Below are 23,919 nucleotides of genomic sequence, written 5' to 3' on the forward strand. Positions count from 1 at the left end.
GTTGACCATGGAAATTGGTGGTTTCACACAATCTTTCGACGTAGCACAGCTCGTGCTTTACGTTTTTTGGGCATTTTTTGCCGGCCTGATTTATTACCTGCAAAGGGAGGCGCACCGCGAGGGTTATCCCATGGACCCTGGACGCGTCAATGGCCCGGTGACAACCGGCTGGCCTTTGGTGCAGCCCAAAACCTACAAAATGCGCCATGGCCCCGACATGGTTGCACCCAACCCTGATCGACCCGACGGCGAGTTCTCCTTTGAACCAGGCAACAACCCCTGGAGCGGTGGCAATATCGTGCCAAAAGGTGACCCTCTGCTCGCCGGTGTGGGTCCTGGTGCATGGGCCATGCGCGCTGATGAGCCTGATCTCACTTACGAAGGCGCACCCAAAATTGTTCCTTTGCGGGTTGCCAAGGACTACAACGTCGCCAAGCAGAACATCGATCCTCGCGGCCTTCAGGTGATTGGCGCGGACAAGGAAAGTGCGGGTCAAGTGTGCGATATGTGGGTTGACCAGTCGGAATCCATCTTCCGCTACATTGAAGTGGCACTGAAGGGTTCTGAGGCTCGCGTTTTGATCCCGATGAATTTCGCCCGGATCAACAAGGAAGGGGTTCATGTGAACGCCTTGATGTCCTACCAGTTTGGTAATGTTCCTAAGACACGGTTGCCAGAGCAGATCACGCTCTTGGAAGAAGAAAAAATCATGGGCTATTTTGGGGCAGGCCTGCTTTACGCCCATCCCAGTCGGCAGGAACCTTTGCTGTGATTGCAACCCATGAGCATGAGTTCGAGGCAGCTCCAGGGCTGCCCGAGCCCTTGCCTCCTGGCGAAAAAATGCTTTGGCAGGGAGCGCCGCAATGGCGGCAGTTGGCATTACATGCGTTTCATGTTCGCAAAATTGCGATCTACTTTCTGATCATGTGGGTGATCCAGCTCGCTTACTTGTTGGACAGCCATGCTGGCAACCACGAGATAGCCATCTCCCTCGTCAAGAGTTTTCTGACCGGGTCCGTGGCCTTGGTGCTGCTGAGTTCCGTTGCTTGGTTTTCTAGCAAAACCACGGTGTACACCATTACCGACAAGCGGGTTGTGATGCGCGTGGGCATGGTTCTCACACTCACCTTCAACTTGCCACACAAACGTATTGCGTCAGCTTCTTTGAAGAACGTTCATGGCGCCTCTGGTGACATCGCCTTGAGTCTTTATCCCAGTGATCGTATTGCTTGGATGCATCTGTGGCCACATGCCCGTGCATGGCGTTTGACCCAGCCGGAACCCGCGCTTCGTTGCATCCCAGATGCCCAGGCTGTTGGCAAGATCCTGTTGGCCGCCTGGAGTCAAGAACGGGCAACAGAACGGGTCGTGGCTCAAAGCGTTCCATCGCCGACCCAATCAGAGCAACAACAAGAAGGTTTGCCCGCATGAATGGCCCCATGCCTTCAGGAAACATGAAGCCCCCCATTCGCAAACCGATTGGGTATTTACTGGCTTTCCTGGGTCTCGTCCTGTGCCTGGTGGCTTTCGCGCGCTATCAGGGGCTTACATGGACGGTCGAGGATGCACCAATACTGTGGCAGCGCGACCTGGTGTTCGCGGATACGCCCGATGGACAGATTGTCGCAATTGATAGTTTTGATAGCAAAGAAGTGATGGTATTCAAGGGCGAACAAGGGTTTTTACGTGGAACCCTTCGCGCACTTGCGCGCGAGAGAAAGCGTCGCGGCATGGGGCCGGAAGCGCCTTTTCGGGTGATTGAACACACGGATGGCAGGCTCACCCTGCTTGACCCCAGTACCACACAGCGCATCGATCTGGAGTCTTTTGGACCGGTCAATGCAGCTATATTTCGAAATCTCAAGCATCCGTAGTCAACCAACATACGCTCTATGAACACACTCGTGCAACGTATCGAAACAGCGAAAGATGCGAACCAGAAGGCGGTACAAAGCAGCATGCTGAGTCCGCGTTTCTACACCACTGACTTTGCAGAGATCAACCGCTTCAACATTGAACCGCTGCGCAAAGAGTGGGACATCATGATGCGTGAGTACGAGGGGGACAACAACCACGACCACTTCCAACGTGATGCCAGTTTTGCCGATGAGGTGGCGCAAACGATGCCTCAACTCTCCAAGGAGATGCGCCAAGAGTTCATCGACTTTCTGGTGAGTTCACTCACATCAGAGTACTCGGGTTGTATCCTGTACAACGAGATTCGTAAAAACATCACCAACCCGGATCTGAAGCAACTGATGACGTTTATGGCCCGTGACGAGGCACGTCACGCGGGATTCATCAATCAGTCCTTGCGCGACTTTGACCTGGGCATCGATTTGGGAAATTTGAAGCGTGAGAAGGCCTACACCTTTTTCAAACCCAAATACATCCTGTACGCCACCTACTTGTCGGAAAAAATTGGGTACGCCAGGTACATCACCATCTTTCGTCATCTGGAACGCCATCCAGACAAACGCTTTCATCCGATCTTTCGCTGGTTCGAGCGTTGGTGCAACGATGAGTTTCGTCACGGCGAGTCATTTGCACTGATCATCCGCGCCAATCCGCACCTGCTAAGGGGTGGCAATGTGTTGAGGATCCGCTTTTTCCTGTTGGCCGTTTATGCCACCATGTATGTGCGTGACCACACCCGCCCCATGTTGCATGAGGCCATGGGCCTGGACTCTGCAAGCTATGACTACGCGGTGTTTGACATCACCACAAAAATCACCCAGCAGGTCTTTCCCATTGCCCTGGATACCGACAATCCAAAATTTCGCGCGGGGCTTGCCAAACTGTTCACCATCTCCAAGGCCAATGACTTGGCCAAAAAACAAGGGGGATTCGTCGGAAAACTGAAGCAGGCTTGGTTCATGTCGCGGGCTGTCCTGGTTTTCGGCAAACTGTATCTGTTGCCCATCAAACGCCAGGAGCTGACTGCAGACGTGCGAATGGAACCCGTGTGGTGAATGACACGCTTCTTGCATCTGGCTACGCCATTGTGTGCTGGTGGTTTGGTACGGGCATCATCTTGTGGCTTGACCGACTGCCACCCAGCAGCTTTCGCTGGAGTCTGGGGGGCTGGAGTGTGTTGTTGGTGCTGAGCTTCTTAGCCGTTGCTGAAAGCATGAAGAGCCTGAGCGTTGAAAACGCTTATTTGGGCTTTGGCAGTGTGATTGTGATGTGGGGTTGGCATGAACTGGCCTTTTTGACCGGCTGGCTGACCGGGCCCCGAAAAAAACCGTTGCAGCCTGGGGTGACGGGGTGGGCGCGGTTCAGACAATCATTGGATGTGATTTGGTACCACGAGATAGCTTTGATCGTCAATTTTGCGGCCCTTTGCCTGATGCAAAGAGGACTACCCAACCACGTGGCACTTTGCACTTTCGCGGTGTTGTGGTGTATGCGTATCAGCGGCAAATTGAACTTGTATTTCGGCGTACCGCAAAACGGTGCGCAATACCTTCCCAAACACTTGGCCTACCTTGCCAGCTATTTTCCAACCCGCGGTATCACAGCTTGGTTTGTGTTTTCTTTCAGCCTGGCATTGGCCGTGTGGATCTGGATTGTGGGTCAGGCGCAATTAGGGGTGGTTGAAGTCACCACTGGGTGGGTCTTGCTGGCCAGTCTTCTTGGCCTGGGTATCTTGGAGCACGCCATGATGGTTTTGCCTTGGCCACTCGAGCGTTTGTGGGGCTGGGCATTGAATACGAAAAATAAGGTTGCACTGGACAGCGCAACATTGGATTCCAAATGAACGCATTTTCAAATATACAAACTGCCGCACCCACAGAGGATGTGACTGCGGACAAAAGACCAACGGCCATCGTTATTGGTACGGGTTTTGGCGGCTTGGCAGCAGCCGTGCGCTTGAGCTGCAAGGGGTATCGGGTTCAAGTCTTGGAGAAGCAGGATCAGCCTGGTGGTCGAGCGGCTGTCTGGCGACGCGACGGATTTACCTTTGATGCGGGGCCAACCATCGTGACCGCGCCGTACATGCTGGAAGAATTGTGGGAGATGTGCGGACGTCGATTCTCTGACGATGTCACACTGGTCCCAGTGGCACCTTTTTACCGGATTCGGTATGACGATGGCAGTCACTTTGACTATGGCAAAGACCAGCAGGCCAATCGTGAACAGGTCAAAAAAATCAGCCCGTCGGACCTAGCCGGCTACGAGGCCTTTATCAAGGAAGCGGAGCGGTGTTATCAGCTGGGTTTCCTGGAACTGGGCAGCATTGTTTACGACAGCCCTAGTGATTTGATTCGCGCCATCCCCAATATGCTGAGGCTACGCGGCTGGCGCAGCATCTATTCGATGGTCTCGAGCTATATGGCGCATCCCAAACTGCGGGCCGCTTTTACACTGCAGTCGCTGCTGATTGGGGGAAATCCGCTGAGCGTCACAGGTATCTACGCGCTGATCAATGCGCTGGAACGGCGCTTTGGCGCCCATTGGGCGATGGGTGGGACCGGTTCGCTGGTGCAGGGGCTGGTCGGCTTGCTGGATCAACGCCAAGTTCCCATTCGCTACAAGGCAGACGTACGCCGCATCCTGGTCGACCAAGGCAGAGCCACTGGCGTCGAGTTAGCCAACGGAGAACGCATATCGGGCGACATTGTGGTCAGCAACGGGGACACAGCGTGGACCTACCGTTATCTGGTCGATGCCAAAGATCGACCCCATTGGACGGACAGCCGAATCGAGGACAAGAAGTACTCCATGGGTTTGTTTGTCTGGTACTTTGGCACCAACAAAAAGTACAGCGATGTCCCCCACCACACGATGGTGCTTGGTCCGCGTTATCAGGAGTTGCTCGACGATATTTTTAAACGCAAACATCTGGCCGACGACTTCAGTTTGTACCTGCATCGGCCGACTGCCACTGATCCGGGCATGGCGCCAGAGGGCTGCGATACTTTTTACGCCTTGTCACCCGTGCCGCATCTCGACAGTGGCACCGATTGGAAGGTGGAAGGTGAAATCTACCGGCAGAAGATTGAAAAGCGCCTGAGTGAAACGATTCTGCCCAACCTCAAAGCGCACATCGTCACCTCTCACTTCACCACGCCGCAGGATTTCCACGACCGCCTGTTGTCTTACAAGGGTGCGGGTTTTGGCATGGAACCCTTGTTATTACAAAGTGCCTATTTCCGTCCGCACAACCGCAGCGAGGATGTCAAAGGCCTCTTCATGGTTGGTGCAGGAACGCACCCAGGTGCGGGCGTTCCTGGTGTCCTGATGTCCGCCAAAGCGCTTGAACAGGTAGTTCCTCATGTCAACAGTTTCTCTTGACTACGATTCACGCGACCTGAAGGCCTGCATCGCCATGATGAAAGGCGGATCGAAGACGTTTTTCGCTGCCAGTCGTCTGTTGCCCATGCGCGTACGTGCTGCAGCAGTTGCGTTGTATGCCTTTTGTCGCGTGGCGGATGATTTGGTTGACCAAGGGGGAGATGTCCATGCCAATTTATCGGTTTTAAGACAGCGGCTGGACCAAATTTATTCTGGCAACCCATCCGAGTTCGTCGAAGACCAAGCCCTGACACTGGTTGTCCAACAGTATCAACTGCCTCGTTTATTTCTAGACGCTTTGCTCGAAGGTTTCGAGTGGGATGCGCTTGGGCACCGATACCAGACCTTAGAAGACCTTCAGTCTTATGCCGCGCGGGTTGCGGGTACGGTGGGGGCAATGATGTGCTGGATCATGGGTTCCAAATCGACCACGACGTTGGCAAGAGCATGCGAACTGGGTGTCGCCATGCAACTCACGAATATTGCACGTGATATTGGCGAAGATGCCCGCAACGGCAGAATCTATTTGCCTTTGGACTGGATGGCAACGGCTGGTATCAACTTGGAAGAATGGCTTAAAAATCCAAAGCCAACTGCTGAAGTCAAAGTTCTGATATCACGCCTCTTGGAGGAAGCAGACCTGCTGTATCGCAGATCACAATCTGGCATCGCAGAATTGCCGCCTGATTGCAGGGCAGCCATACTTGCTGCCAGTTCAATATATGGAGAAATAGGCGCACAACTCAGGCGAGAAGGCCTGGACTCCATCACACGGCGAACGATTGTCAGCACAACGCGCAAGCTTGTTTTGCTCGCCTCCGCTTGGACACAGGTGAGGTGGATCTACGTAGACACCCAACAGCCAAGTCCCTTGAAAGCCATTAGTTTTCTGGTTGAAAACTGCCAAAAAAACCTTAACGATCGAAATACCCCCAACTATTCTCCAAACAGGGCCATGTCACAGAAGATCGAATGGGTTTTAGGATTGTTCGAACGACTTGAGAACGAAAGAATCGGACGCAAGCCGATCGAACTATCAGATTGAATTTATTTTTTATCGTCGGGCCGGTTTAACCAGTTCATAATCATGAACAAAATAAACACAACGTACATAATAATCAAAATGGTGCTGGTTTTCATATTTTCTCCTTAAAGTTGAAGTTCACTTCTCTATCGACACGGGAATCAGATAATCAAGGCTAAAGTTTGGTTTCGCGACCAAGCAATGGGAGCATGATGACGATAGTCACACAAAGCAGCAGCAGTTCCAGCCCGTACACGGTATGGTAACCAGTGGGTGAGTCAGACCATTTGGCCACAGAATCTCTCAATATTCCTCCGAACGCCATGGCCATACCGGCAGCAGTCGCCTGAACAGCACCCCAAGTCCCCAAGGCCATGCCAACTTGATCTTTGGGTGCCAAGTTCATGGTAGAGGTCAATGTGCCATGGCTAAACAGGCCGGCGCCCAGACCTATTAAGAAAGTTCCGGAAGCAAATAACCAAGGGGCTTGTAAGTAACCCGAAATAATGATTGCACTAAATGCAGGAATCCCTACCCAGGCTCCTGCGCTGGCCATACGGAAAGGATCTGCACCGCGACTCAAAACACGAGACGCCCAGCCAAACCCAATCAAACCACCAAACGCCAAAGTAGCGGTCAACGTTGTGGTTGCCGACACACTGAGGCCCAAAATTTCACCACCGTAGGGTTCAAGCAAAACATCTTCCATCGTAAACGCTGCCGTTCCACAACCCAACACCAATAGGCGCCTGACGGCATGACCACCTTTGCTGAAGCTGATCCACGACTCCCGAAAGCTCGGGTCCGCTACGGGCGCATTCTGTCGCACTGAATGCCTGGCCTCCTGCTTCCAAAGCGCCACAACATTCAAGCACATCGTAACGAGTGCCGCCCCCTGAATGACTTGAACCAAGCGGCCAGGACTATAGTCTGACAGCAGTTCACCGTAAATGAATGCGCTGCCGATCATGCCCACCAAAAGCATCACGTACATCAGGCCAACCACTTTGGGTTGTGACTCGACTGGCGCCAAATCAGTCGCCAAAGCCAGACCCACTGTTTGGGTGGTATGCATGCCAGCCCCTACCAGCAAAAAGGCCACTCCCGCACCGATATACCCCACCCAAGGGGGTGCGTTCGCCGCTTCACCCGCGCCCGCAAGAACCAACAGCGCAAACGGCATGATGGCAAACCCGCCAAACTGCAAAAGGGTACCCATCCAAATGAATGGCACTCTACGCCAGCCTAGCGCTGAACGGTGGTTGTCTGACTTGAACCCAATCAGAGCACGCAAAGGCGCGAATAACAACGGCAATCCGACCATGATGGACACCAAAGCGGACGGCACTTTGAGCTCGACAATCATGACCCGATTTAAGGTGCCGATCAGCATGACCATTGCCATGCCTACTGAAATCTGAAACAACGACAACCTCAGCAACCTGGACAGAGGAAGATCGGGGGTAGCCGCGTCAGCAAAAGGCAGGTAGCGTGTTCCCGCTGCAGCCCATGCAAAAACCAGCTTTTGGCTAAATCTGTTCATTCAAAAAAAGGGACCGAGGCCTTACGACCTCGGTCTCTAAGCTCCATACCTGCGTTATTTTTTCGCAGTCACGGCACCAGGCAAAGCTGGCACTGCATCAGCCGAAGCTGTCACTGCAGCTTTAGCAGCGCTACCGCTGTAGTAGGCCTTCAGCCATGGCACGTTGGTGAACAAGGCCAAATGAACGGCAAAAGCGCCGACCGCCACTGCACCCAAGTAAAGCGGAATACCTGTCGAAGGTTTCACATACAACCAAATTTTTCCGTAAATCATGGTGTTATCTCCTTACTTGAGCCAAGGTGAGTAAATATAGGAAAGCAAATGAGCAAATGCGGCGATCATGCCGAAAATTTGCGTTCCCTGAATGAGATGCCGATGAATCTCTTGAGCTTCGGCTTCAGTCAGTCCCGTTGGGTAAACTTTGTCTGTATCAGACATGGTTATTCTCCTTGCAACGTGCAAAACCCGCACGAGGGCTATTTAAGGCCGGAATGGCCAAAAATTCATTATATTTGCTGCCACCCACTAATAACTGTTCCACCGTAAAAATACGCAATAGTGGCGACAACAAAAGAACTTTCTCAATACTTGGCACACCAAATATATCAGTCATTAAAACCTTCTTGGCATACGCCAAGGCAACATTGCTCGAACTATGGGAGACACAAGTCGTGGTATTGATAACGATTCATGAAAACTAACAACCTTCTCACCTAATAATTCACTTTTTAAAAGAGATCTTTGATAGAAAGGTGTATCTTCAAGCTGCTCATAAATCTCCACAGGTGCACTACTGCGAACACCACGATTGACTCGCCATGCAGTAGGAGGCAGTAATTTTCGCCCAGGAGGATCAAATGAACTTACTTGCCCCTGACAATCAAACAGCAAAGCCAATATAGACTGGCTTTGATCTTTATATCGCATGTCATACAGCACTGCAGTGCTGCCATCACGCATCAAACTACGTGACCAATCCCATTCATGAAAACCATTTTCAATGGGCTCATCGCCCTCATTTGAATCCAAATAGGCATTGCCTTGCCACTTCTGAAAAGGTTTGCTCAGGTTAACTTCAATCTTGGCTGATGGTGCAATCGGACCCCAACGGTGTTTTTTCTTGACATCCAGTGGTGTGCTAAACCTAAACAGCTGACGAGGTTCAATACGAATAGTCCCGGTGATCTTGTGAGGAATCGGAGCCCCAGTTTCATCCACACGTAGCGTCAGACTGGTACCGTCCCAATACATGTCACTTGGGCCAATCACAAACCTGTTGGAGCTGCGCGAAGAATGTTTACGACTGCGCTCCGTCATGCACCATCGTTTGTTATTGCGGTTGTACAAAGCAATATTCAGAGCACAAAAATTATCAGGATCGGCTTTACCGCTGCGTCTGGCCCAAGCGTAATAAGGCGAAAAGACACTGCCAACAAAGGCAATCAAGCTCAGTCCGAATTGACCGTCATCACTCATGGCATCAACATACCACCAGAGGTAGCCTCCGTTTGGCACAACCTGGTCAAACCGAGGTTCTCCAGAACTGCTGCGGCCGCCAGTCGCCCCGACATCGCCGCCATCGGCACGCCAGGCCCCGGATGGACACTCCCGCCCGCCAGATACACACCCGGTATCGGGCTGATCGCTCCTGGTCTCGAAAAAATGCTCAGCCATCCGTGTGTCGCCTGTCCATAAAGTGCTCCACCAGTGCCGGGGAAACGTTGATGAAAATGCCGTGGTGATGTTCGAACTACCCGGCCGGTATCCAACTCGATGTCCAGACCGCAGTCCCTGGCACGCCTGAAACTTCTTTCCTGCAACTTCTCGAGCAAATCAGCTGACAAGCGCTCATCGTCCGTATCACCAATGGCTGGCGCATTTACCAGACACAACAATCTTTCAGGTGTTTGTGGACTCGTACCTGCGCCTCGGTCTTGCGCACAAACATACAGCGTCGGGTCAGTGGGCAAGTTGTTGCGTCCAAAAATGTCTTCAAACTCTGAAGCGTACCGCCGCCCAAAAAACAGGTTATGACGGTCCAGACTGAGACCTTTTGTTTTGGCCACGGCACACCAAGTGACAGCAGACAAAGAACGCCGACCTTTTTGTGAGGGAAACGCCGCACGAGTTTTGGCACCCAGCAATCCTTGGCGCAACGCCGACACATCACCATTAAACACAAGCGCATCGGCCGCCAACACTTCACCATCGCGCAAGACCACTCCTTTGGCCCGCCCCTGGCTGATCTGAATCTCCTGGCATTCCGTTTGGTAACGGAACTGCACACCATTTTGTTTACACAGACGAACCAAACACTGGGCAAGCGAGCTCATGCCTCCCTGAACCGACCACACGCCATCCATCTCGACCTGAGCGATCAAATTCAGGGTTGCCGGTGCTTGGTACGGTGAGGAACCACAGTAGGTTGCATAACGGCCAAATAGCTGGCGTAAACGCGGGTCCGTAAAGTGCCTGCTCAAACTGTCCCACATGGTCCTCGTTGGACCAACACGCGCCAACAATGCCAAACCACGCGGGCCCAAACTCATCATGAACTTGGGTAAGTTGCTGACTTGTGAACGAATGAAAGGTGTCTCCAGGCTCCGATACAGGGCCTTGGTCATCTGGCAGAAATGACGAAATCTCTGCGCTTCGTCTTGACCAGCAAAAGCCTCCACAGCGGCCTCACTAGCCTGCGGATCAGCAAACAAATCCAAAGCACTTCCGTCGTCCCAAAAGTGTTTGGCAAGGACCGGCAGTTGTGACAGTTTGAGTTCTGTGTCGATGTCAGCCCCTACCGACTCCATCAGCTCCGAGAAAACCCACTTCATGGTGAAGACAGTCGGACCTGCGTCAATGAAGCTTCCGCCCACATCCTGCGCACGCACTTTTCCACCAGCCTGTTCACTGCGCTCCACCACCGTCACGTTGAGCCCCTGATGGCCCAAACGCAAAGCAGCAGCAAGGCCAGCCACACCGGCCCCCACCACAACAACATGTTTCTCAGCCATGGTGAACCTCGTGTGAGACGCCGTAGCGTTTACCATGCCAAACACCGGTCATGGCAAGAACCCGCATCCGAACAAACATGGACTCAGCAAAGTAGTCGTTTTTATAAGCCGCAGTGATGGCGTGTTTGTGGGCGCCCGAGTGGGCATATGCGACCATGGCATCCGTATCGCTCCAGAGACTGAACGTACATTGCCGCAGCAGCGGGGCTTCACCCAGCCCCATGGCGAGGTGACATCCTGTGGCAGTGTTGAGTTCTTTTTGAGCCGGTGGTGAGTAGCGCCAAAACGCAAGTGCCTTGGCTGGCCGAATGGTCCCCCGAGTTAACACCGCAATCAAACTGCCGCCATCTTCGGTTCCGGCCGGGTCCTGCGACTCGATCAGGCAATCTTTGGGCGTAACGCCCCACACCTGCTCATCCCACTGCCCTCTGGCTGATGTCACAGCCATCGAACTCAACCAGTGCTCGCGGGAGTGTTCAATCATGGCAAGCACATACGGGCCATCACAAAATTCATTGGCTTTTTGTTCGTCCTCAAACAAACAAATCAAGCCTTGATGACTGCCACTGGGACGCAAACCAAACCCACCACCGTGCCCACTACCCATCACCTTGGAGAAAAGGAGCCCAGGCACATCCTTGAGTGCACCAGAACCCTGAATCAGCCGCATCCATCCCCAGGCTCGGTGCTGTGTCAAATAGTCAACCAGCAGCACCACAACCACACCGGACAGTGCAATAGATGGGTTAGCAGACGTATTCACTGGCTGACCTTCCGTCTTTGCAAAAACACGACAACAAGCCAACAACCAGCAGTTCAGAAAACTTGCTCATCATCCACTCGGTGCCAAAGATTGACGTTACTTCGCAGCGACGGTTGTCACCGCAGCAGGACGAGGACCGACCAACTCAGGATAGTCTTTGATAAATGGTGTCCCGTGCAAAGGCTTGTACACACCCTGGTGACATGTCGCGCAGTTCACCTTGGGAGAGTCACCTGTCGGGCCCAACCTGTTGGCTGGGAAGGCAGTTCTAAGGGGTTCGAGATAAGCAACGTTCAGGTCTCGGGCCAACCGAATACCGTGCCAAGCCACAGCCCGCTGTGGAGGATTGTCTGCCCAGTCGCCAAATGACCGCGTGTTGTGGCAATACGTGCAATTCACGTTGAGCGCAGAAGACATGTGTGTCATCAAGCTATAGGTGTACTCCGTCTGTTTGAGAGAGCTGCGATTGGTTCGATCCGGTAATGCGGTGGTACTGTAAACACGGATGTTCTTGCTTTCCAACAAGAAAGGCGTGAACGGATCTGTTGGCGTAGCCATCAGTGCCACCGTCATTGAAGCGGTGTTTTGTCCGGCATTGTCCCCAATGAAGTTGGAGCCATTGGCTTGAGGAGGCTCCTTGAACCAGATATTGGATGGCACCGGTTGCCCGCGATGACAGGTGAAACAGGTCACGCCAGTTGCGGCCACATGGGTCGTCCAGTCCGAATTGATGTGCCTGGTCATTTCAAGCATGCGCCGCGACACCACTTTGGTGTACATCTTGTCATCTGCAAAGTTCTGCAAATCATGGCAATACGCACAACCTTCGACAGGTGACACCCAGGCGGTCATGGCCGTCATGAGTCGCGTGAACTCGGCCACGCTCACGTCACCCAGGACCTTGACATTCTGAAAAGCCTGGCTGGCTCTCGGACCATTGGCGTCTGCGGCAGGTATCGCTTCAGGAAGCAGATTCTTGGCATTGATGGCTTCTACCAGACGTGGGTTGTACACCTGCAACATGCCGGTACCACGGTACCCACGCTGGATTGAATCAGGCGAAGGACGCTCGCATCCCGCCAGCAGCACCAACCCACCAAGGAGCAAGAGCTTTAGTGAAATAGATGACAAGCTCATGGTTTCACTCCAATCAAGGTTGCGGGATCAACAACGATGGGGAAAACAGACGGCTGTGGCGGAACCACCCCATGTTTCATCGACCACAAGTACCAGTTGTCCACCACGGTGCCAGACAACAAGATGCCAATACCACCCACCAAGGGGCACAGAACGGCAAACCACCATCCCCAACGGTGGATGGATTCCATCGTTGCGTTGATGCCCATGGTCCAACGCCAAAACAAGGCTGCTCGCTCAGACGCGCCACCACGGTCAAAAATCTGCTCGATTTCCCGCTCACCGCCAAACCGACTCACTGCCAAAATAGTAGCGCCATGCATAGCAAATATGAGGGTTGAGCCGTAAAGAAAGGCAATAGACAACGCATGGAACGGGTTGTAGAACAGGTTGCCGTAGCGCAAGGAAAATGCAGCCGTCCAGTCCAGGTGCGGGAAGATCCCAAAAGGCACCGCCTCACTCCAAGACCCCATCAAAACCGGGCGAATGAAACCCAACACCAGATACAGCCAGATGGCTGCGGCAAAGGCCCAAGCGACGTGGGTACCCATGTGCAGTTCACGTGCCCGACGGTAGATACGCAGCCACCACAGAATCAGTGAGGCTGTCAGAAAGAACCCTGCCATCAGCCACCAGCCCCCTTGATTCAAAGGCGGCAACTTGAGACCATACTCCGGCGGCGGTGGTTCCAACGCCAGCCAAAACAGTTGACGCACAAATTGCACCGGGTCCCAGCCCACCGACGCGAGCATGTTCATCCCAACGATGAAAAACGCGATCGAAAAACTGACAGCGGCGGCAACACCGAGTGTGCCGAGATAAATAGGGCCAATTTGGGCATTACCTAAACGCCCCAGAAGGTGGAACTGAACGGGTTGCCCAAAGCGGGGCTCGTTTCCTTTGCCCAATGGCACACCGTGATGCACAGCGCCCGACGGCTGCACTGCAGTAAATAGATTTTGATATTCAGCCATGACGTGATCTCCTGACTTAATTCCAGATGGGCATGTTCAACCACCAACCCCACCATTCAGGCCATCCACGCGTCCAGAATGGTCCACTGATCACAATGCATAGGGCACTGAAAAGGACAGCCGCCAGCGCCAAAAACAAACCAAGGCGGTGAATCCCCAAGGTACCAATTGAATAACCAATGATGTCGCGGAAGAAAGTATCCTCAGCTTCGGGTGCACAAACCTTCTCGCCCTTCTTTGGATTCGATGCTGAAACAATCAGCGAGCTATGCAAAGACAGCGCGAATGTGGTGCCAAAGAAAAAGCTGATGGCCAGCATGTGGGCGGGGTTGTAGTGGAAATGCAGATACTGGTACCCCACGTTAGAAACCCAGTCCAAATGGCTGTAAATACCATAGGGAAAACCGTGGCCCCATGCACCCATCAGCACCGGGCGAATGACCACCAAAGTGACGTAGGCGAATATCGCAACGCCAAACGCCAGGGGCACATGCAAACCCATGCCGAGCTTTCGGCAGATTTCAACCTCGCGAAGCATCCAGGATACAAAGGCGCCGATGGCACACACCGTGACCAGTTGCCACAAGCCGCCCTCCATGAGGGGTGCGATCCCCAGTCCATAAGACAAATCCGGCGGGGCAATGCTGATCTGCCAAAGGTTCCATGTCGGACCTTGCGATGCACCCCAAAGAATCATGAACGTGCCCAACACAGAGAAAAACAATGTGGTGACACCAAAAAAACCGACGTAGAAGGGACCGACCCAAAAGTCAAACAGGTCACCACCTATCAAAGTTCCTCCACGAACTCTGTACTTCTTTTCAAAGCTGAGCATCGCCATGATTGCACCCGCCTAACTAGAACTGACTCGTCGTCAATTCCGAATGTTTACTAAAACTGGGCAAACGACACCCAAAATAGCTTTTGGGTTCGTTTGCTTTCCGTGAACACAGTCCGCTTAAGAACCTGCTGCAGGGACCGTTGCTGGCAGGGGTGCGTTTTGCGTTGCAACCGCACCTGCCTTGTGTTGGCCATCGAGCCAGTTGAACTTGTTGGTACCGAGCAAGATCAGATGAATCATTGCAGCCAGAGCGAACAAGAAAATGCCTTGAGCAACCATAACCCTGATAGGGTCGAAAAGACGCCAAATTCTCCACATGGTCATTTCTCCTAAATAATGTATGACATGAGTGTGTACACCGCTGAATTCACACCTTCAATAAGACCTTTGGAGTTCTCTGCACCAGGTAAAAACTTTCTCCATTGCATACCAATCAGTGAAGCTGATACTGATGCAACAAAAAAGATGACAAATACCGGCGCAAAAATCATCCAAAAAGCCAGCGATTTCTCAGCATGCAGAAATTCGCCCTTTATTTGAATGTTTTGATTCATGGCAACCAATCCTGGAATCAAACGATGGCATTACAGCCAGGGTCGCCAAGCCCAAACAAGAATGTGCGCAACCACAGCAACTGCCGTGAATCCCACAAATCCTTGAACATAGAACTTGTGGAACTCCTGGGCTTCCTCGTCAGTCAGTCCGGAAATAGAGGTTTGATTCGACATGCGAATACTCCTTCACAAAAAAGCCTTTCGGCCGATGATGCGCACAACCCGCGCAACCTGAGTAGCCAAGGTTTTTGGCCTCGACATCTTGAAGTCCGACGCTGATAACAGCCTCGGCACAGGCCCATGCAGATCAAACCTCATGCATGAACCCCCAATCCCAACTCTTCGCCAGCGCGGTCAACATGCGAGACCATGACTTTGTCCTGGTCTGACTCGCGGGCGAATTTTTCAGCCAAATCACGCAAGCGTTTGGCAGCAGAAATCTGTATCAACACAGGCTGGTTCTGAATCAGATCCCGCATCCTTGACTGCGCAGCCTCGTGCCAAGACGCATTCGGAACCACCACACCGCGTGCATGTGTTGGGTCCACACGATCCATGTCCGCGCCCAAGGGAAGAATGTGAAACAGTGCATCAAACAAGCTGTTGCACACCTCTTGGATGAGGTAGCTTGCACCGCTGTAACCCATGAATGGCGTGCCCGTATGACGCCTGATCACCGCGCCAGGAAACGAGGCCGGTATGAAGGAGGCTCGCATCGGCCCCCCACCAGAGATCTCGCTCAGATACATGCGCTCGTTGTAGCTGCCAAACATGATCAGTGGTGTTTGGGTTTTGCACAATTCACGAATCTTCTGGTTGTCTGTTTTGGCACCCGCCACACGGGAAATAGCAAACTTGCAGGGCAAGCCCATTTCAACTTCCAGGAAATTCTTCAGTCCCCGGGTATAGGTTTCGTTGGCAACCACGGCGAAACTGGCCGTCGAGAAAAAGTCTTGGGTGACCGAACGCCACAAATCCCAAAGTGGTTTCAGTGTGGTATGCCGTTCACGTTCAATGAACGGCTCTGGATCCAAACCCAGTAACTCACCGAGTCGGCGCAAAAACTGCGTCGTGCTGTGCAGGCCAATGGGGGCCTGGAGGTAAGGCCGATCAAGCGCTTCACACAGCATCCGGCCAAACTCACGGTACATGCAGATATTGACATCCGCATTCACAAGATTCGGAACATCGGCCAAGTGACTGCCAAGCGGAAACACCATATTGATTTCCGCGCCGATACCCTCTACCAAGCGGCGCACCTCGGCCAAATCGCTTGCAGAATTGAACATCCCGTACGCCGGGCCAATGATGTTGACGCGAGGCTTTTCTTCTGACTGGCGTTCACTCAGCGGTTTGCGCTCGGGCACTTTGCGCAAGCCATATTCACTCCACAACCAGTAAATGGCCCGGTTGGCACATTGCCACTGGTCTTCATCAATCGTGCGCGGCAGGAACCGCAAGATATTCGTTCCTTCCGGCGTCACACCACCGCCAATCATCTCGGCAATGGAACCTGTCACCACCACCGCAGGCAGGTCGGGGTCCAGCACAGCGTGTGCACGTTTCATGGCACCTTCGGTGCCTTCGCGGCCCAACTGCTCTTCACCCAAACCCGTCACCACAATCGGCAACTCATGGGGCGGCAAAGCATCCGTGTAGTGCAATACGGAGGTCACCGGCAGGTTTTCACAGCCCACCGGGCCATCAATGATGACCTGCAGCCCCTTGATGGCGGTAAACACATACACCGCCCCCCAATAGCCACCCGCGCGATCATGGTCAAGGATGAACATCAGCCCATCTCCTCAGCTTTGCGCTTCTTTGACAAGCGATCCAACTGTCGACGCGTCTCCGCACGAAACTCCGGGTGCATCACCGGAACATCTTCCCAGACGCCCGCAGTGTCACCCGAGCCCACATTCTCAAAAAATGCTGACATGGCTTCGAACCGAGCCCGGTTGCCAATGGCGGACTGAACAACCTGCACCAAAGAACCCACACCCGCAACCCCCATCAAGGGACGCGCAGAAATCAGGTTGGTGAAATACAGTGCCGGAATGGACATCTGCTTGGCTTTCTGGACAACCGGGGTGGTCCCGATGGCGAGATCTGGCTTGAACTCATCCACCGCAGCCATGTCTTGCTCCAGCGAAGCACGAAACTGGACACGAACGCCCTTCGATGCCAACCATTCGGCATCCAAACTGTTCCAGGGTGTTGCAGGACAGGCCGTACCGACATACTTCAGGTCTGCACCACACTCCACCAACAAACGACCAACCAGCAGCTCAGAGCCTTCATAACCGCTCAGCGTGATACGCCCGGCAATGGGTTGTGTAGCCAGCACCGCCCGAATGGCAGCGCCAGCCTGGTTTTTGGCCTCATCAATCTTTTCTTGAGCCACACCGGCTGCTTCACCAATCGCCTGCAACCAAGACAGGGTGCCATCCAGCCCGACCGGTGCGGAGCCCACCACGGGCCGACCTGCCGCCTCGAACTCACGCACACTGGCCGTATAAAACGGGTGAATGGCCGCAACAGCCACGCAGTCCAACGCTGCATACAACTCGCGCCATTCACGGGTCGGCACCACAGGCCCTGCAGCCAGACCCATCGGCGCCAGCAGATGCGCGATACCCACCGGATCAGCCGGAAACATCTCACCCAGCAGAGTGATGGTGGGCAGATGAATCACGCCGCCGCGCGGCGCCTGCACGGGCCCACTTTGAACCTCATGCCGTGCATAACGCAACATCGCGCCAGCTAACACATCCTTCGCCTCAGCGTGTGTTGGCACGCCAAAACCTGGCACGTCGATGCCAATGATGCGAACACCGTCAATTTCCTTGGGCAACAGTTGCAGCGGAACCCCGCTGGCGGTAGGCACACAAAGATTGATCACCACAATGGCATCAAGTGTTGCTGGATCGGCCTGGGCGTGAACGGCGTCCCGAATATCCTCAAACAGTTTGCCTGTCACCAGGGACTCGGAGTTGAAGGGCACATACCCCACACTGCGGCGTGCGCCGTAGAAATGGGAGATGAAGGTCAAACCATACACACAACACGCCGAGCCGGACAGAATGGTGGCGGTTCTGCGCATACGCAGACCAACACGCAGCGCCCCAAACGCCGGGCACATGCTTTGCGGCTGGTCATGCGGCCCCGCATTGGGGTTGACAGGATAGTCCTTGGCGTACTGCAACAGAACTTCGGTTTTGCCGGAAGACCGCGCAGCAGACAACAACTTTTCACCCCCGGCATGGCAACCCATGCCATCACCTTCCAATGCAGTGGACTGCATCTCTGGCGCTTGAGCGAGGATGGTGGCTTCAGAGTACGACATAACTCAGGACGCGTCGTAAATGACTTCCAAGCTGGGCTTCACCACATCGTGACGACCCACCATATCAAAAGCAGTCGCAGGCTCCAGCACCACATGACGACCCACCACATCGGCGCTGAACAGACTCAACAATTGGTCCTGTGTTTGCGGCTTGGGACGCACAGGTGGCGCCTCACCCACATTGGTCGCCAGTTGTTCAAACATCGGGCCCCACTCGCCACCAGGAATACCGATGATTTCGTAATTGGCACTTTTGCGACGAATATCTTCATTGGCAGGAATCGCAGCCAGAACAGGTATGCCCGCATTGGCAGCAAAGGCTGCAGCCTCCCCTGTGCCATCATCTTTGTTGATGACCATGCCAGCAACGCCCACATTGCCACCTAGTTTGCGGAAGTACTCCACCGCCGAGCAGACATTGTTGGCCACGTACAGGGACTGCAAGTCATTGCTGCCAACCACAATCACCTTCTGACACATGTCACGGGCAATGGGCAAACCAAAGCCACCACAGACCACGTCACCCAAAAAGTCGAGCAGTACGTAATCAAAACCCCAGTCGTGAAAACCCAGTTTCTCCAGAGTTTCGAAACCATGAATGATGCCGCGTCCGCCGCAACCCCGACCAACTTCCGGACCACCCAACTCCATGGCAAACACGCCATCACGCTTGAAGCACACATCGCTGATGCTCACAGCCTGACCAGCCAGCTTCAACCTGGAGGATGTTTCAATGATCGTCGGGCACGCCTTGCCACCAAACAAAAGGCTGGTGGTGTCACTCTTGGGATCACAACCAATCAGCAACACTTTCTTGCCCTGTTGAGCCATCATGTAACTCAAATTGGACAGGGTGAAGCTTTTACCAATGCCACCCTTGCCGTAGATGGCAATGATCTGCGTCTCTTTGGTCGGTTGTGCTGTCGACACCTCTGGCATAGGCTCCGACGCCTCTTGACGCAAACGCTCTACAAACTTGACGGGTTGCTCTGAGGGAATAGCCAAGTTGGTCATGCGTTGGCACTCCAATCCATAATCATTTTGAGACACAGCGGATCACCAAATGCCACCTCATAGGCCGCCAGGGCATTTCTAGGCGACTGGTGATGTGTGATCAAACCTTCCAGCGACAACCTGCCGGTCGTGACCAACTCAGTCACCGCCAACAGGTCGGCTCGCTTCCACTCTGCGGCGGTGCGAATTTGAGCCTCTCTCATGAACGCTGGCGCGTAGGCAAAATGCAAGTCTTGCTTGTAAAAACCAGCCAGCACCACTTCCCCTCCTGGGGCCAGGCGCAAAATCAGTTTGTCGAGCAGGTTGCTGTCGCCACTGACGTCATAGATGGCTTTATAGTCTTTGCGTGGGTCATCATCGGGATGCACCACGCGGTAGCCCTCGGCACCGTCCATGCGCACAGCCTGTGTTTCCCAAACGGTGGGCTCAGGTGCACCAGCAGCCACCGTCAGGCGCGCCAGCAAACGACCCATCACACCATGACCCACAATCAGGTCCGGTGACGTGATCACTTCACGTTTGCCACCACCAGCTACGGCATGGTAGGCCGTAGCCGCCAAAGCCAGCAGAACCGCTTGCGCGCCAAGACTGTCTGGCACCGGAATAGCACGTTCCTGAGGCACAACCAAGTCAGAGGCCGAGCCGCCAAACAGGTTGCGAACACCCTGGAAACAGTTGGCACCCGGCAAAAACACCCGCTGACCCACTGACAGCGAGCTGTCGCCAGCAACCCTGACCACACGACCCACTGTCTCATAACCTGGCACCAAGGGATAACCCATGCCCGGAAACGCCGGCATGCTGCCATCCCACAACAATCTTTCCGTGCCGGTGCTGATGCCGCTGTACTCCACCTGAACATGAACCTGGTGGTCCATCAGCTCAGGCAAGTCCAAAGACTGCACAGACAAATGTCTGGGTTGCTCGAAAACGATGGCTTGTGCTTTCATAATTTAATTCTAGGTTGACATTCACATTTGTCAACTTGAATTTACAGTTTAATCATTTGCCTAGGGTAAATACTTAGATCGCCCCAGGCTTACGGGCCACCAGCAGCCGCGTGTGGATGGGCATGGCGTTGGGAATCAACGCAACGCGCTCAAAGCCACTCTCTTGCAGCATGGCCGTCAACTCACTGGGGGTGCGGTAACGGCCAGCACCCATGGCCAGCAGGTACAGATGAAAGTAGGCGTCGCCCAGTGGTTTCTCACCCGGCTCCTGCGCCATGGGTTCAGCCAACAGGAGCGTGCCCCCCGCAGGCAGCGCCTGGTAGATCCTTTTCATGACGCCCAACACCGCGCCATCCGGATGGTCATGCGCCACACGTACTAAGGTCACCAGATCGGCCCCTTCTGGCAGAGCGTCATGGAAGAAACTGCCCGGGTGGTAGGACATCCGGGATTCGAGACCCAAGCTGGCATGGTTTTTCTGCGTCAATGCCAACACGGCAGGCAGGTCAAACAGTTTGAACTTGAGTTGTGACTCACGTTGCGCCACAGCGGCCACAAACCGCCCCATACCGCAACCCACATCCATCATGCAACGATGCTTTTTGAAAGAGTAGGCGCTCACAATCTCTTCGATCACAAAGTTCTGTGAAGCAGCCATCAACGCCGAATACCGCCCGACCTGATCGAGCTTGGCAACCGAATCCTGGGCCGGAGAGTCTGAGTGGGCATACGGCCAATAACCCGCCATGCCACCGCGCCAGGTGTCACGCAGAAAATCGAGCGGTTCAGTCATGTCACGGTAGAGCAGATGGTTGTGCTCAACCATGGCACGCACACCTTCATGGGCAGCAAGAGGTGCCCCAAGTGCTCCTAGCCCAATACGGGAAAGGCTTCTATGCTCCAATAAACGTAGTGCAATGGCTGACAGGACAAGCCGCTGCAACACCGGCGCGGGGACCTGGCAGCGTGTTGACAGCTCCTCCAAGGTGACCGGCGCCTGGCGCACGATCGAGAAGATATTGAGCTTGACGCAGGACAACAGCACCTGGGAATGGACAAAGCCAGACATCAGATCAAAAACCTGCTTGGTCCTTCGGCGGGTGAACCAGCGTGTCAAAGGGTTGGCGATGGAGGTCCGATACAGGCCCGGCGACGTCATCCACGCGTCAATTTTCTGATGAATGCCATCCATCCAGGACTGGCTTGTGATGCCAGCAGGGGACAGCCTGGCAAGATCCAAATGTTCCACAGTCAATGTCCGAAATGTGACCTATCCGACCCGTTCAAGCGGAGATGCTTTGGGGGGTTGCGCTCTGTTGGCTCCGATACTCGGCAAAGGCGGCACTGGGCACCAGCCGCTCAGCCTCACGATGCACCAGCTGCTGCAACAAACCACGGTGAGAGCACTGGGGGATGCAGTCAACAGCCTGCTCAATAAGCGACTGAAAATGCGCCATGGCACCGTCCAAACCGAGTTCACTGGCGGCACTGGGGCGAGCATGCAAAGCGTCCTGCCCCACAGGCTTGCCCATCAAAATAACCTGCCCCATGACATCACGGATGTCATCGGCCACTTGGTAGGCCTCACCCAGATTGGCACCCAAAGCTGCCCACGGGCTGGCATCACTGGCACACGACAAAGCCCCCGCGCAGGTGGCCGCCACAAACAGGGCGCCGGTTTTGGCACGCTGGTATTGGCCCAGGTCTGCTTTGACCTCACATTCCCAGGCCTGACCCGCCACTATGCCCGAAGGCAAGCCAACACCCGCGCTCAGGTTCTGCATCAAGGCCACCAGACGGTCCGGATAGGCTTGACCGGCATTGAGCAAAACTTGGTAGGCCATCACAATCAAGGCGTCACCCGCCAACAAGGCCAAGGGCTCCCCAAAGGCTTTGTGCACCGTTGGCCTGCCGCGGCGGATATCTGCATTGTCAAAGGTTGGCATGTCATCATGCACCAGAGATGCGCAATGCATCAACTCGACCGCACAAGCCGCAGCATCCGTCAGCTCCACGGCATCTTCCCCACACGCCATGGCCACCGACAAGACCAACTGGGGTCGCACCCTGGCACCACCTGAAAGAACAGCATGGCGCATGGCCTCCACCAGCCTGGGGGGCGCACCCGAGCCAACGGCTCTGCTAAAGTGAAATTCCAGGGCGTTCTCAGCGCGCTTCATCAAATCCATAGGGCCTCGCTTTTGTGTCACATTAGCTTGACATTTGTGCAGCACTATATATAAGCGCCGCAACTTGTCAACAAATATTTACACATTTTTAATGTGCCTACTGTGCCCTGAGCGGATCAAGGGCTCGCTGTCCAGCTGACAAAGCAGAGCCTCAATACCCACAGAACGTTTCATGACAATGCTTTCTTTCAAGATGCTGACTTGATTTTTGAGGTAGCCGTAACCAAACATTGGGGTTACTATCTCCAGCGTCCGGCCTGAATTCGTTTCCAGCCAGGTCCACTTAACGCTGACAACGCGGCAACCTACAGAGAGCAACATGTTGAACAGTGCTATCCGTTTATCGGTACCCCGTGTGCCCAGCAGGCCCGTCAACCCTGTGACAGACGATGTGTGTTCGGGTTCACTGCGCAGTGTGATCGAGAGTCAGATCATCCCGCGGCTTTTGGAGGCCCACCCGCGGCCGGGGGCGGCCAACGCACAACACTTCAAACTGGCTTACCAGCCTCTGCAAGCCGAGATCGCCGCCTTTGCCGAGTTATGTGTGTCCCGTGGCTCTGACGAAGTGCTTGAGTTCATCGAAAAGCTGCTGCTGGACCACGTTGACAACGACAGCATTTTTTTGAACTTGATCGCGCCCGCTGCCCGCCACCTGGGATTGATGTGGGAATCTGAACGTGCCGATTTCAGCCAGGTCACCATGGGGCTGCTGCGCATGCACCAAATCACCCATCGAATTGGTTACGAGTATCAAAGTGGCCCGCAAAAGGCGGGTGTGTCCAAGCGGGTGATGCTGGCCTCGGCACCTGGGTCACAACACATCCTGGGCTTGGCCATGGTGTCTGAGTTTTTCCGCAAAGACGGCTGGCAGGTTGTCATTGAAGTGGCTGGCACGCCCTCCCAACTCTGCCATGCCGCCCGAAATGAATGGTTTGACCTAGTTGGCCTGTCGGTGGGCGTGACAGAACAGCTCGACCATCTTGCAGACCTGATTTCTGATCTGAAGAGGCAGTCACGCAATCCCAACATCCCTGTGCTGTTGGGTGGTCCGGTCTTTTCTGCGTTTGATCTCAGCGCTGAGAGTCTGGGCGCCGACGGCATTTCCACAGATGCCATCGAAGGGGTTCAGCTGGCGTCGTTGCTGGTGGGCACTTAATACGCGCTGATCCTGCGGGGGGTGCGCAAACCCTGCAGCGCCAGAAGCGCGCAGGGAGCACAAGGTCAAACACCTGCACAGGCGGGTATCAACAACCAGGACACGTAAACTGGCTGGCT

Annotated in this window: 28 protein-coding genes and 1 pseudogene; 8 read left to right on the top strand and 21 right to left on the bottom strand. The window is 54.2% G+C overall.

Annotated features, from left to right (window positions below):
* Positions 1-7 precede the first annotated feature (7 nt).
* The 7 genes from puhA to FDG13_RS19095 are packed head-to-tail and all read left to right on the top strand — an operon-like array spanning position 8 to position 6,343.
* Positions 8-772: a photosynthetic reaction center subunit H gene (gene puhA, locus FDG13_RS19065; protein WP_180132250.1), complete on the top strand. Its 765-nt coding sequence runs from the start codon at positions 8-10 to the stop codon at positions 770-772.
* A complete protein-coding gene (puhB, locus tag FDG13_RS19070) occupies positions 769-1,431 on the top strand; it encodes a photosynthetic complex putative assembly protein PuhB (protein WP_180132251.1) in 663 nt (220 codons plus the stop codon). Before puhA ends, puhB begins: the two co-directional genes overlap by 4 nt.
* Positions 1,428-1,874 carry a photosynthetic complex assembly protein PuhC gene (puhC, locus tag FDG13_RS19075; protein ID WP_255435330.1) on the top strand — a complete coding sequence of 149 codons (447 nt, stop codon included), beginning with the start codon at positions 1,428-1,430 and terminating at the stop codon, positions 1,872-1,874. The genes puhB and puhC overlap by 4 nt, the downstream gene beginning before the upstream one ends.
* An 18-nt stretch (positions 1,875-1,892) precedes the next feature.
* Positions 1,893-2,972 (top strand): magnesium-protoporphyrin IX monomethyl ester (oxidative) cyclase, encoded by a 1,080-nt coding sequence (gene acsF / locus FDG13_RS19080; RefSeq protein WP_180132252.1) that lies wholly within the window; start codon positions 1,893-1,895, stop codon positions 2,970-2,972.
* A complete protein-coding gene (puhE, locus tag FDG13_RS19085) occupies positions 2,969-3,760 on the top strand; it encodes a putative photosynthetic complex assembly protein PuhE (protein ID WP_370528257.1) in 792 nt (263 codons plus the stop codon). Before acsF ends, puhE begins: the two co-directional genes overlap by 4 nt.
* Positions 3,757-5,298: a phytoene desaturase family protein gene (crtI, locus tag FDG13_RS19090; protein WP_180132254.1), complete on the top strand. Its 1,542-nt coding sequence runs from the start codon at positions 3,757-3,759 to the stop codon at positions 5,296-5,298. The genes puhE and crtI overlap by 4 nt, the downstream gene beginning before the upstream one ends.
* Positions 5,279-6,343, top strand: coding sequence for a phytoene/squalene synthase family protein (locus tag FDG13_RS19095; RefSeq protein WP_180132255.1), 1,065 nt, complete (start codon positions 5,279-5,281; stop codon positions 6,341-6,343). Before crtI ends, FDG13_RS19095 begins: the two co-directional genes overlap by 20 nt.
* A gap of 154 nt (positions 6,344-6,497) precedes the next feature.
* Here the strand turns inward: FDG13_RS19095 and FDG13_RS19100 are convergent, their stop codons facing one another.
* The 21 genes and pseudogenes from FDG13_RS19100 to FDG13_RS19195 all read right to left on the bottom strand — a co-directional run bounded on the left by FDG13_RS19100 (position 6,498) and on the right by FDG13_RS19195 (position 22,965).
* Complete coding sequence (locus tag FDG13_RS19100; RefSeq protein ID WP_180132256.1) at positions 6,498-7,865, bottom strand: PucC family protein; 1,368 nt, start codon at positions 7,863-7,865, stop codon at positions 6,498-6,500.
* Between the two features lie 54 nt (positions 7,866-7,919).
* Entirely contained in the window at positions 7,920-8,138 is a 219-nt protein-coding gene (locus FDG13_RS19105; protein WP_078363859.1) for a light-harvesting protein, read from the bottom strand.
* Between the two features lie 12 nt (positions 8,139-8,150).
* Complete coding sequence (gene pufB / locus FDG13_RS19110) at positions 8,151-8,303, bottom strand: light-harvesting antenna LH1, beta subunit (protein ID WP_078363860.1); 153 nt, start codon at positions 8,301-8,303, stop codon at positions 8,151-8,153.
* On the bottom strand, positions 8,296-8,478 hold the full coding sequence (locus FDG13_RS19115) for a hypothetical protein (protein ID WP_180132257.1): 183 nt from the start codon (positions 8,476-8,478) through the stop codon (positions 8,296-8,298). Before FDG13_RS19115 ends, pufB (FDG13_RS19110) begins: the two co-directional genes overlap by 8 nt.
* Entirely contained in the window at positions 8,478-9,341 is an 864-nt protein-coding gene (locus tag FDG13_RS19120; protein WP_180132258.1) for a carotenoid 1,2-hydratase, read from the bottom strand. Before FDG13_RS19120 ends, FDG13_RS19115 begins: the two co-directional genes overlap by 1 nt.
* The gene (gene crtD, locus FDG13_RS19125; protein WP_180132259.1) at positions 9,338-10,876 is read right to left on the bottom strand and encodes a 1-hydroxycarotenoid 3,4-desaturase CrtD; all 1,539 of its coding nucleotides are present in this window, start codon (positions 10,874-10,876) and stop codon (positions 9,338-9,340) included. Before crtD ends, FDG13_RS19120 begins: the two co-directional genes overlap by 4 nt.
* Complete coding sequence (locus FDG13_RS19130) at positions 10,869-11,639, bottom strand: hypothetical protein (RefSeq protein ID WP_180132260.1); 771 nt, start codon at positions 11,637-11,639, stop codon at positions 10,869-10,871. Before FDG13_RS19130 ends, crtD begins: the two co-directional genes overlap by 8 nt.
* Positions 11,640-11,735: 96 nt before the next feature.
* Positions 11,736-12,776 carry a photosynthetic reaction center cytochrome PufC gene (gene pufC, locus FDG13_RS19135; protein WP_180132261.1) on the bottom strand — a complete coding sequence of 347 codons (1,041 nt, stop codon included), beginning with the start codon at positions 12,774-12,776 and terminating at the stop codon, positions 11,736-11,738.
* Positions 12,773-13,750: a photosynthetic reaction center subunit M gene (gene pufM, locus FDG13_RS19140; RefSeq protein ID WP_180132262.1), complete on the bottom strand. Its 978-nt coding sequence runs from the start codon at positions 13,748-13,750 to the stop codon at positions 12,773-12,775. The genes pufC and pufM overlap by 4 nt, the downstream gene beginning before the upstream one ends.
* A 16-nt stretch (positions 13,751-13,766) precedes the next feature.
* Positions 13,767-14,591: a photosynthetic reaction center subunit L gene (pufL, locus tag FDG13_RS19145; RefSeq protein WP_078363866.1), complete on the bottom strand. Its 825-nt coding sequence runs from the start codon at positions 14,589-14,591 to the stop codon at positions 13,767-13,769.
* Between the two features lie 117 nt (positions 14,592-14,708).
* On the bottom strand, positions 14,709-14,915 hold the full coding sequence (gene pufA / locus FDG13_RS19150; protein WP_370528258.1) for a light-harvesting antenna LH1, alpha subunit: 207 nt from the start codon (positions 14,913-14,915) through the stop codon (positions 14,709-14,711).
* Between the two features lie 5 nt (positions 14,916-14,920).
* On the bottom strand, positions 14,921-15,145 hold the full coding sequence (locus tag FDG13_RS19155; protein ID WP_180132264.1) for a hypothetical protein: 225 nt from the start codon (positions 15,143-15,145) through the stop codon (positions 14,921-14,923).
* 30 nt (positions 15,146-15,175) lie between these two features.
* Positions 15,176-15,319, bottom strand: a complete 144-nt coding sequence (gene pufB / locus FDG13_RS19160; RefSeq protein ID WP_078363867.1) for a light-harvesting antenna LH1, beta subunit — start codon at positions 15,317-15,319, stop codon at positions 15,176-15,178.
* 140 nt (positions 15,320-15,459) lie between these two features.
* A complete protein-coding gene (bchZ, locus tag FDG13_RS19165; protein WP_180132265.1) occupies positions 15,460-16,938 on the bottom strand; it encodes a chlorophyllide a reductase subunit Z in 1,479 nt (492 codons plus the stop codon).
* Entirely contained in the window at positions 16,938-18,491 is a 1,554-nt protein-coding gene (gene bchY / locus FDG13_RS19170; RefSeq protein WP_180132266.1) for a chlorophyllide a reductase subunit Y, read from the bottom strand. Before bchY ends, bchZ begins: the two co-directional genes overlap by 1 nt.
* Positions 18,492-18,494: 3 nt before the next feature.
* Positions 18,495-19,505, bottom strand: coding sequence for a chlorophyllide a reductase iron protein subunit X (locus FDG13_RS19175; RefSeq protein ID WP_180132267.1), 1,011 nt, complete (start codon positions 19,503-19,505; stop codon positions 18,495-18,497).
* Complete coding sequence (gene bchC / locus FDG13_RS19180) at positions 19,502-20,455, bottom strand: chlorophyll synthesis pathway protein BchC (protein WP_180132268.1); 954 nt, start codon at positions 20,453-20,455, stop codon at positions 19,502-19,504. Before bchC ends, FDG13_RS19175 begins: the two co-directional genes overlap by 4 nt.
* A gap of 73 nt (positions 20,456-20,528) precedes the next feature.
* On the bottom strand, positions 20,529-21,281 hold the full coding sequence (locus FDG13_RS19185) for a methyltransferase (protein ID WP_255435375.1): 753 nt from the start codon (positions 21,279-21,281) through the stop codon (positions 20,529-20,531).
* Between the two features lie 78 nt (positions 21,282-21,359).
* Positions 21,360-21,647: pseudogene (locus FDG13_RS21395) on the bottom strand (methyltransferase dimerization domain-containing protein); the annotation flags it as partial.
* 91 nt (positions 21,648-21,738) lie between these two features.
* On the bottom strand, positions 21,739-22,644 hold the full coding sequence (locus tag FDG13_RS19190) for a polyprenyl synthetase family protein (RefSeq protein WP_180132270.1): 906 nt from the start codon (positions 22,642-22,644) through the stop codon (positions 21,739-21,741).
* Between the two features lie 78 nt (positions 22,645-22,722).
* Positions 22,723-22,965 (bottom strand): hypothetical protein, encoded by a 243-nt coding sequence (locus FDG13_RS19195; RefSeq protein WP_180132271.1) that lies wholly within the window; start codon positions 22,963-22,965, stop codon positions 22,723-22,725.
* On the opposite strand from FDG13_RS19195, the gene FDG13_RS19200 reads away from it, so the two are divergent.
* Positions 22,964-23,800: a B12-binding domain-containing protein gene (locus tag FDG13_RS19200; RefSeq protein ID WP_180132272.1), complete on the top strand. Its 837-nt coding sequence runs from the start codon at positions 22,964-22,966 to the stop codon at positions 23,798-23,800. The genes FDG13_RS19195 and FDG13_RS19200 overlap by 2 nt on opposite strands.
* The last annotated feature ends 119 nt before the right edge of the window (positions 23,801-23,919 follow it).

The organism is Rhodoferax sp. BLA1 (genome assembly GCF_013416775.1).
Classification (GTDB): domain Bacteria; phylum Pseudomonadota; class Gammaproteobacteria; order Burkholderiales; family Burkholderiaceae_C; genus Rhodoferax.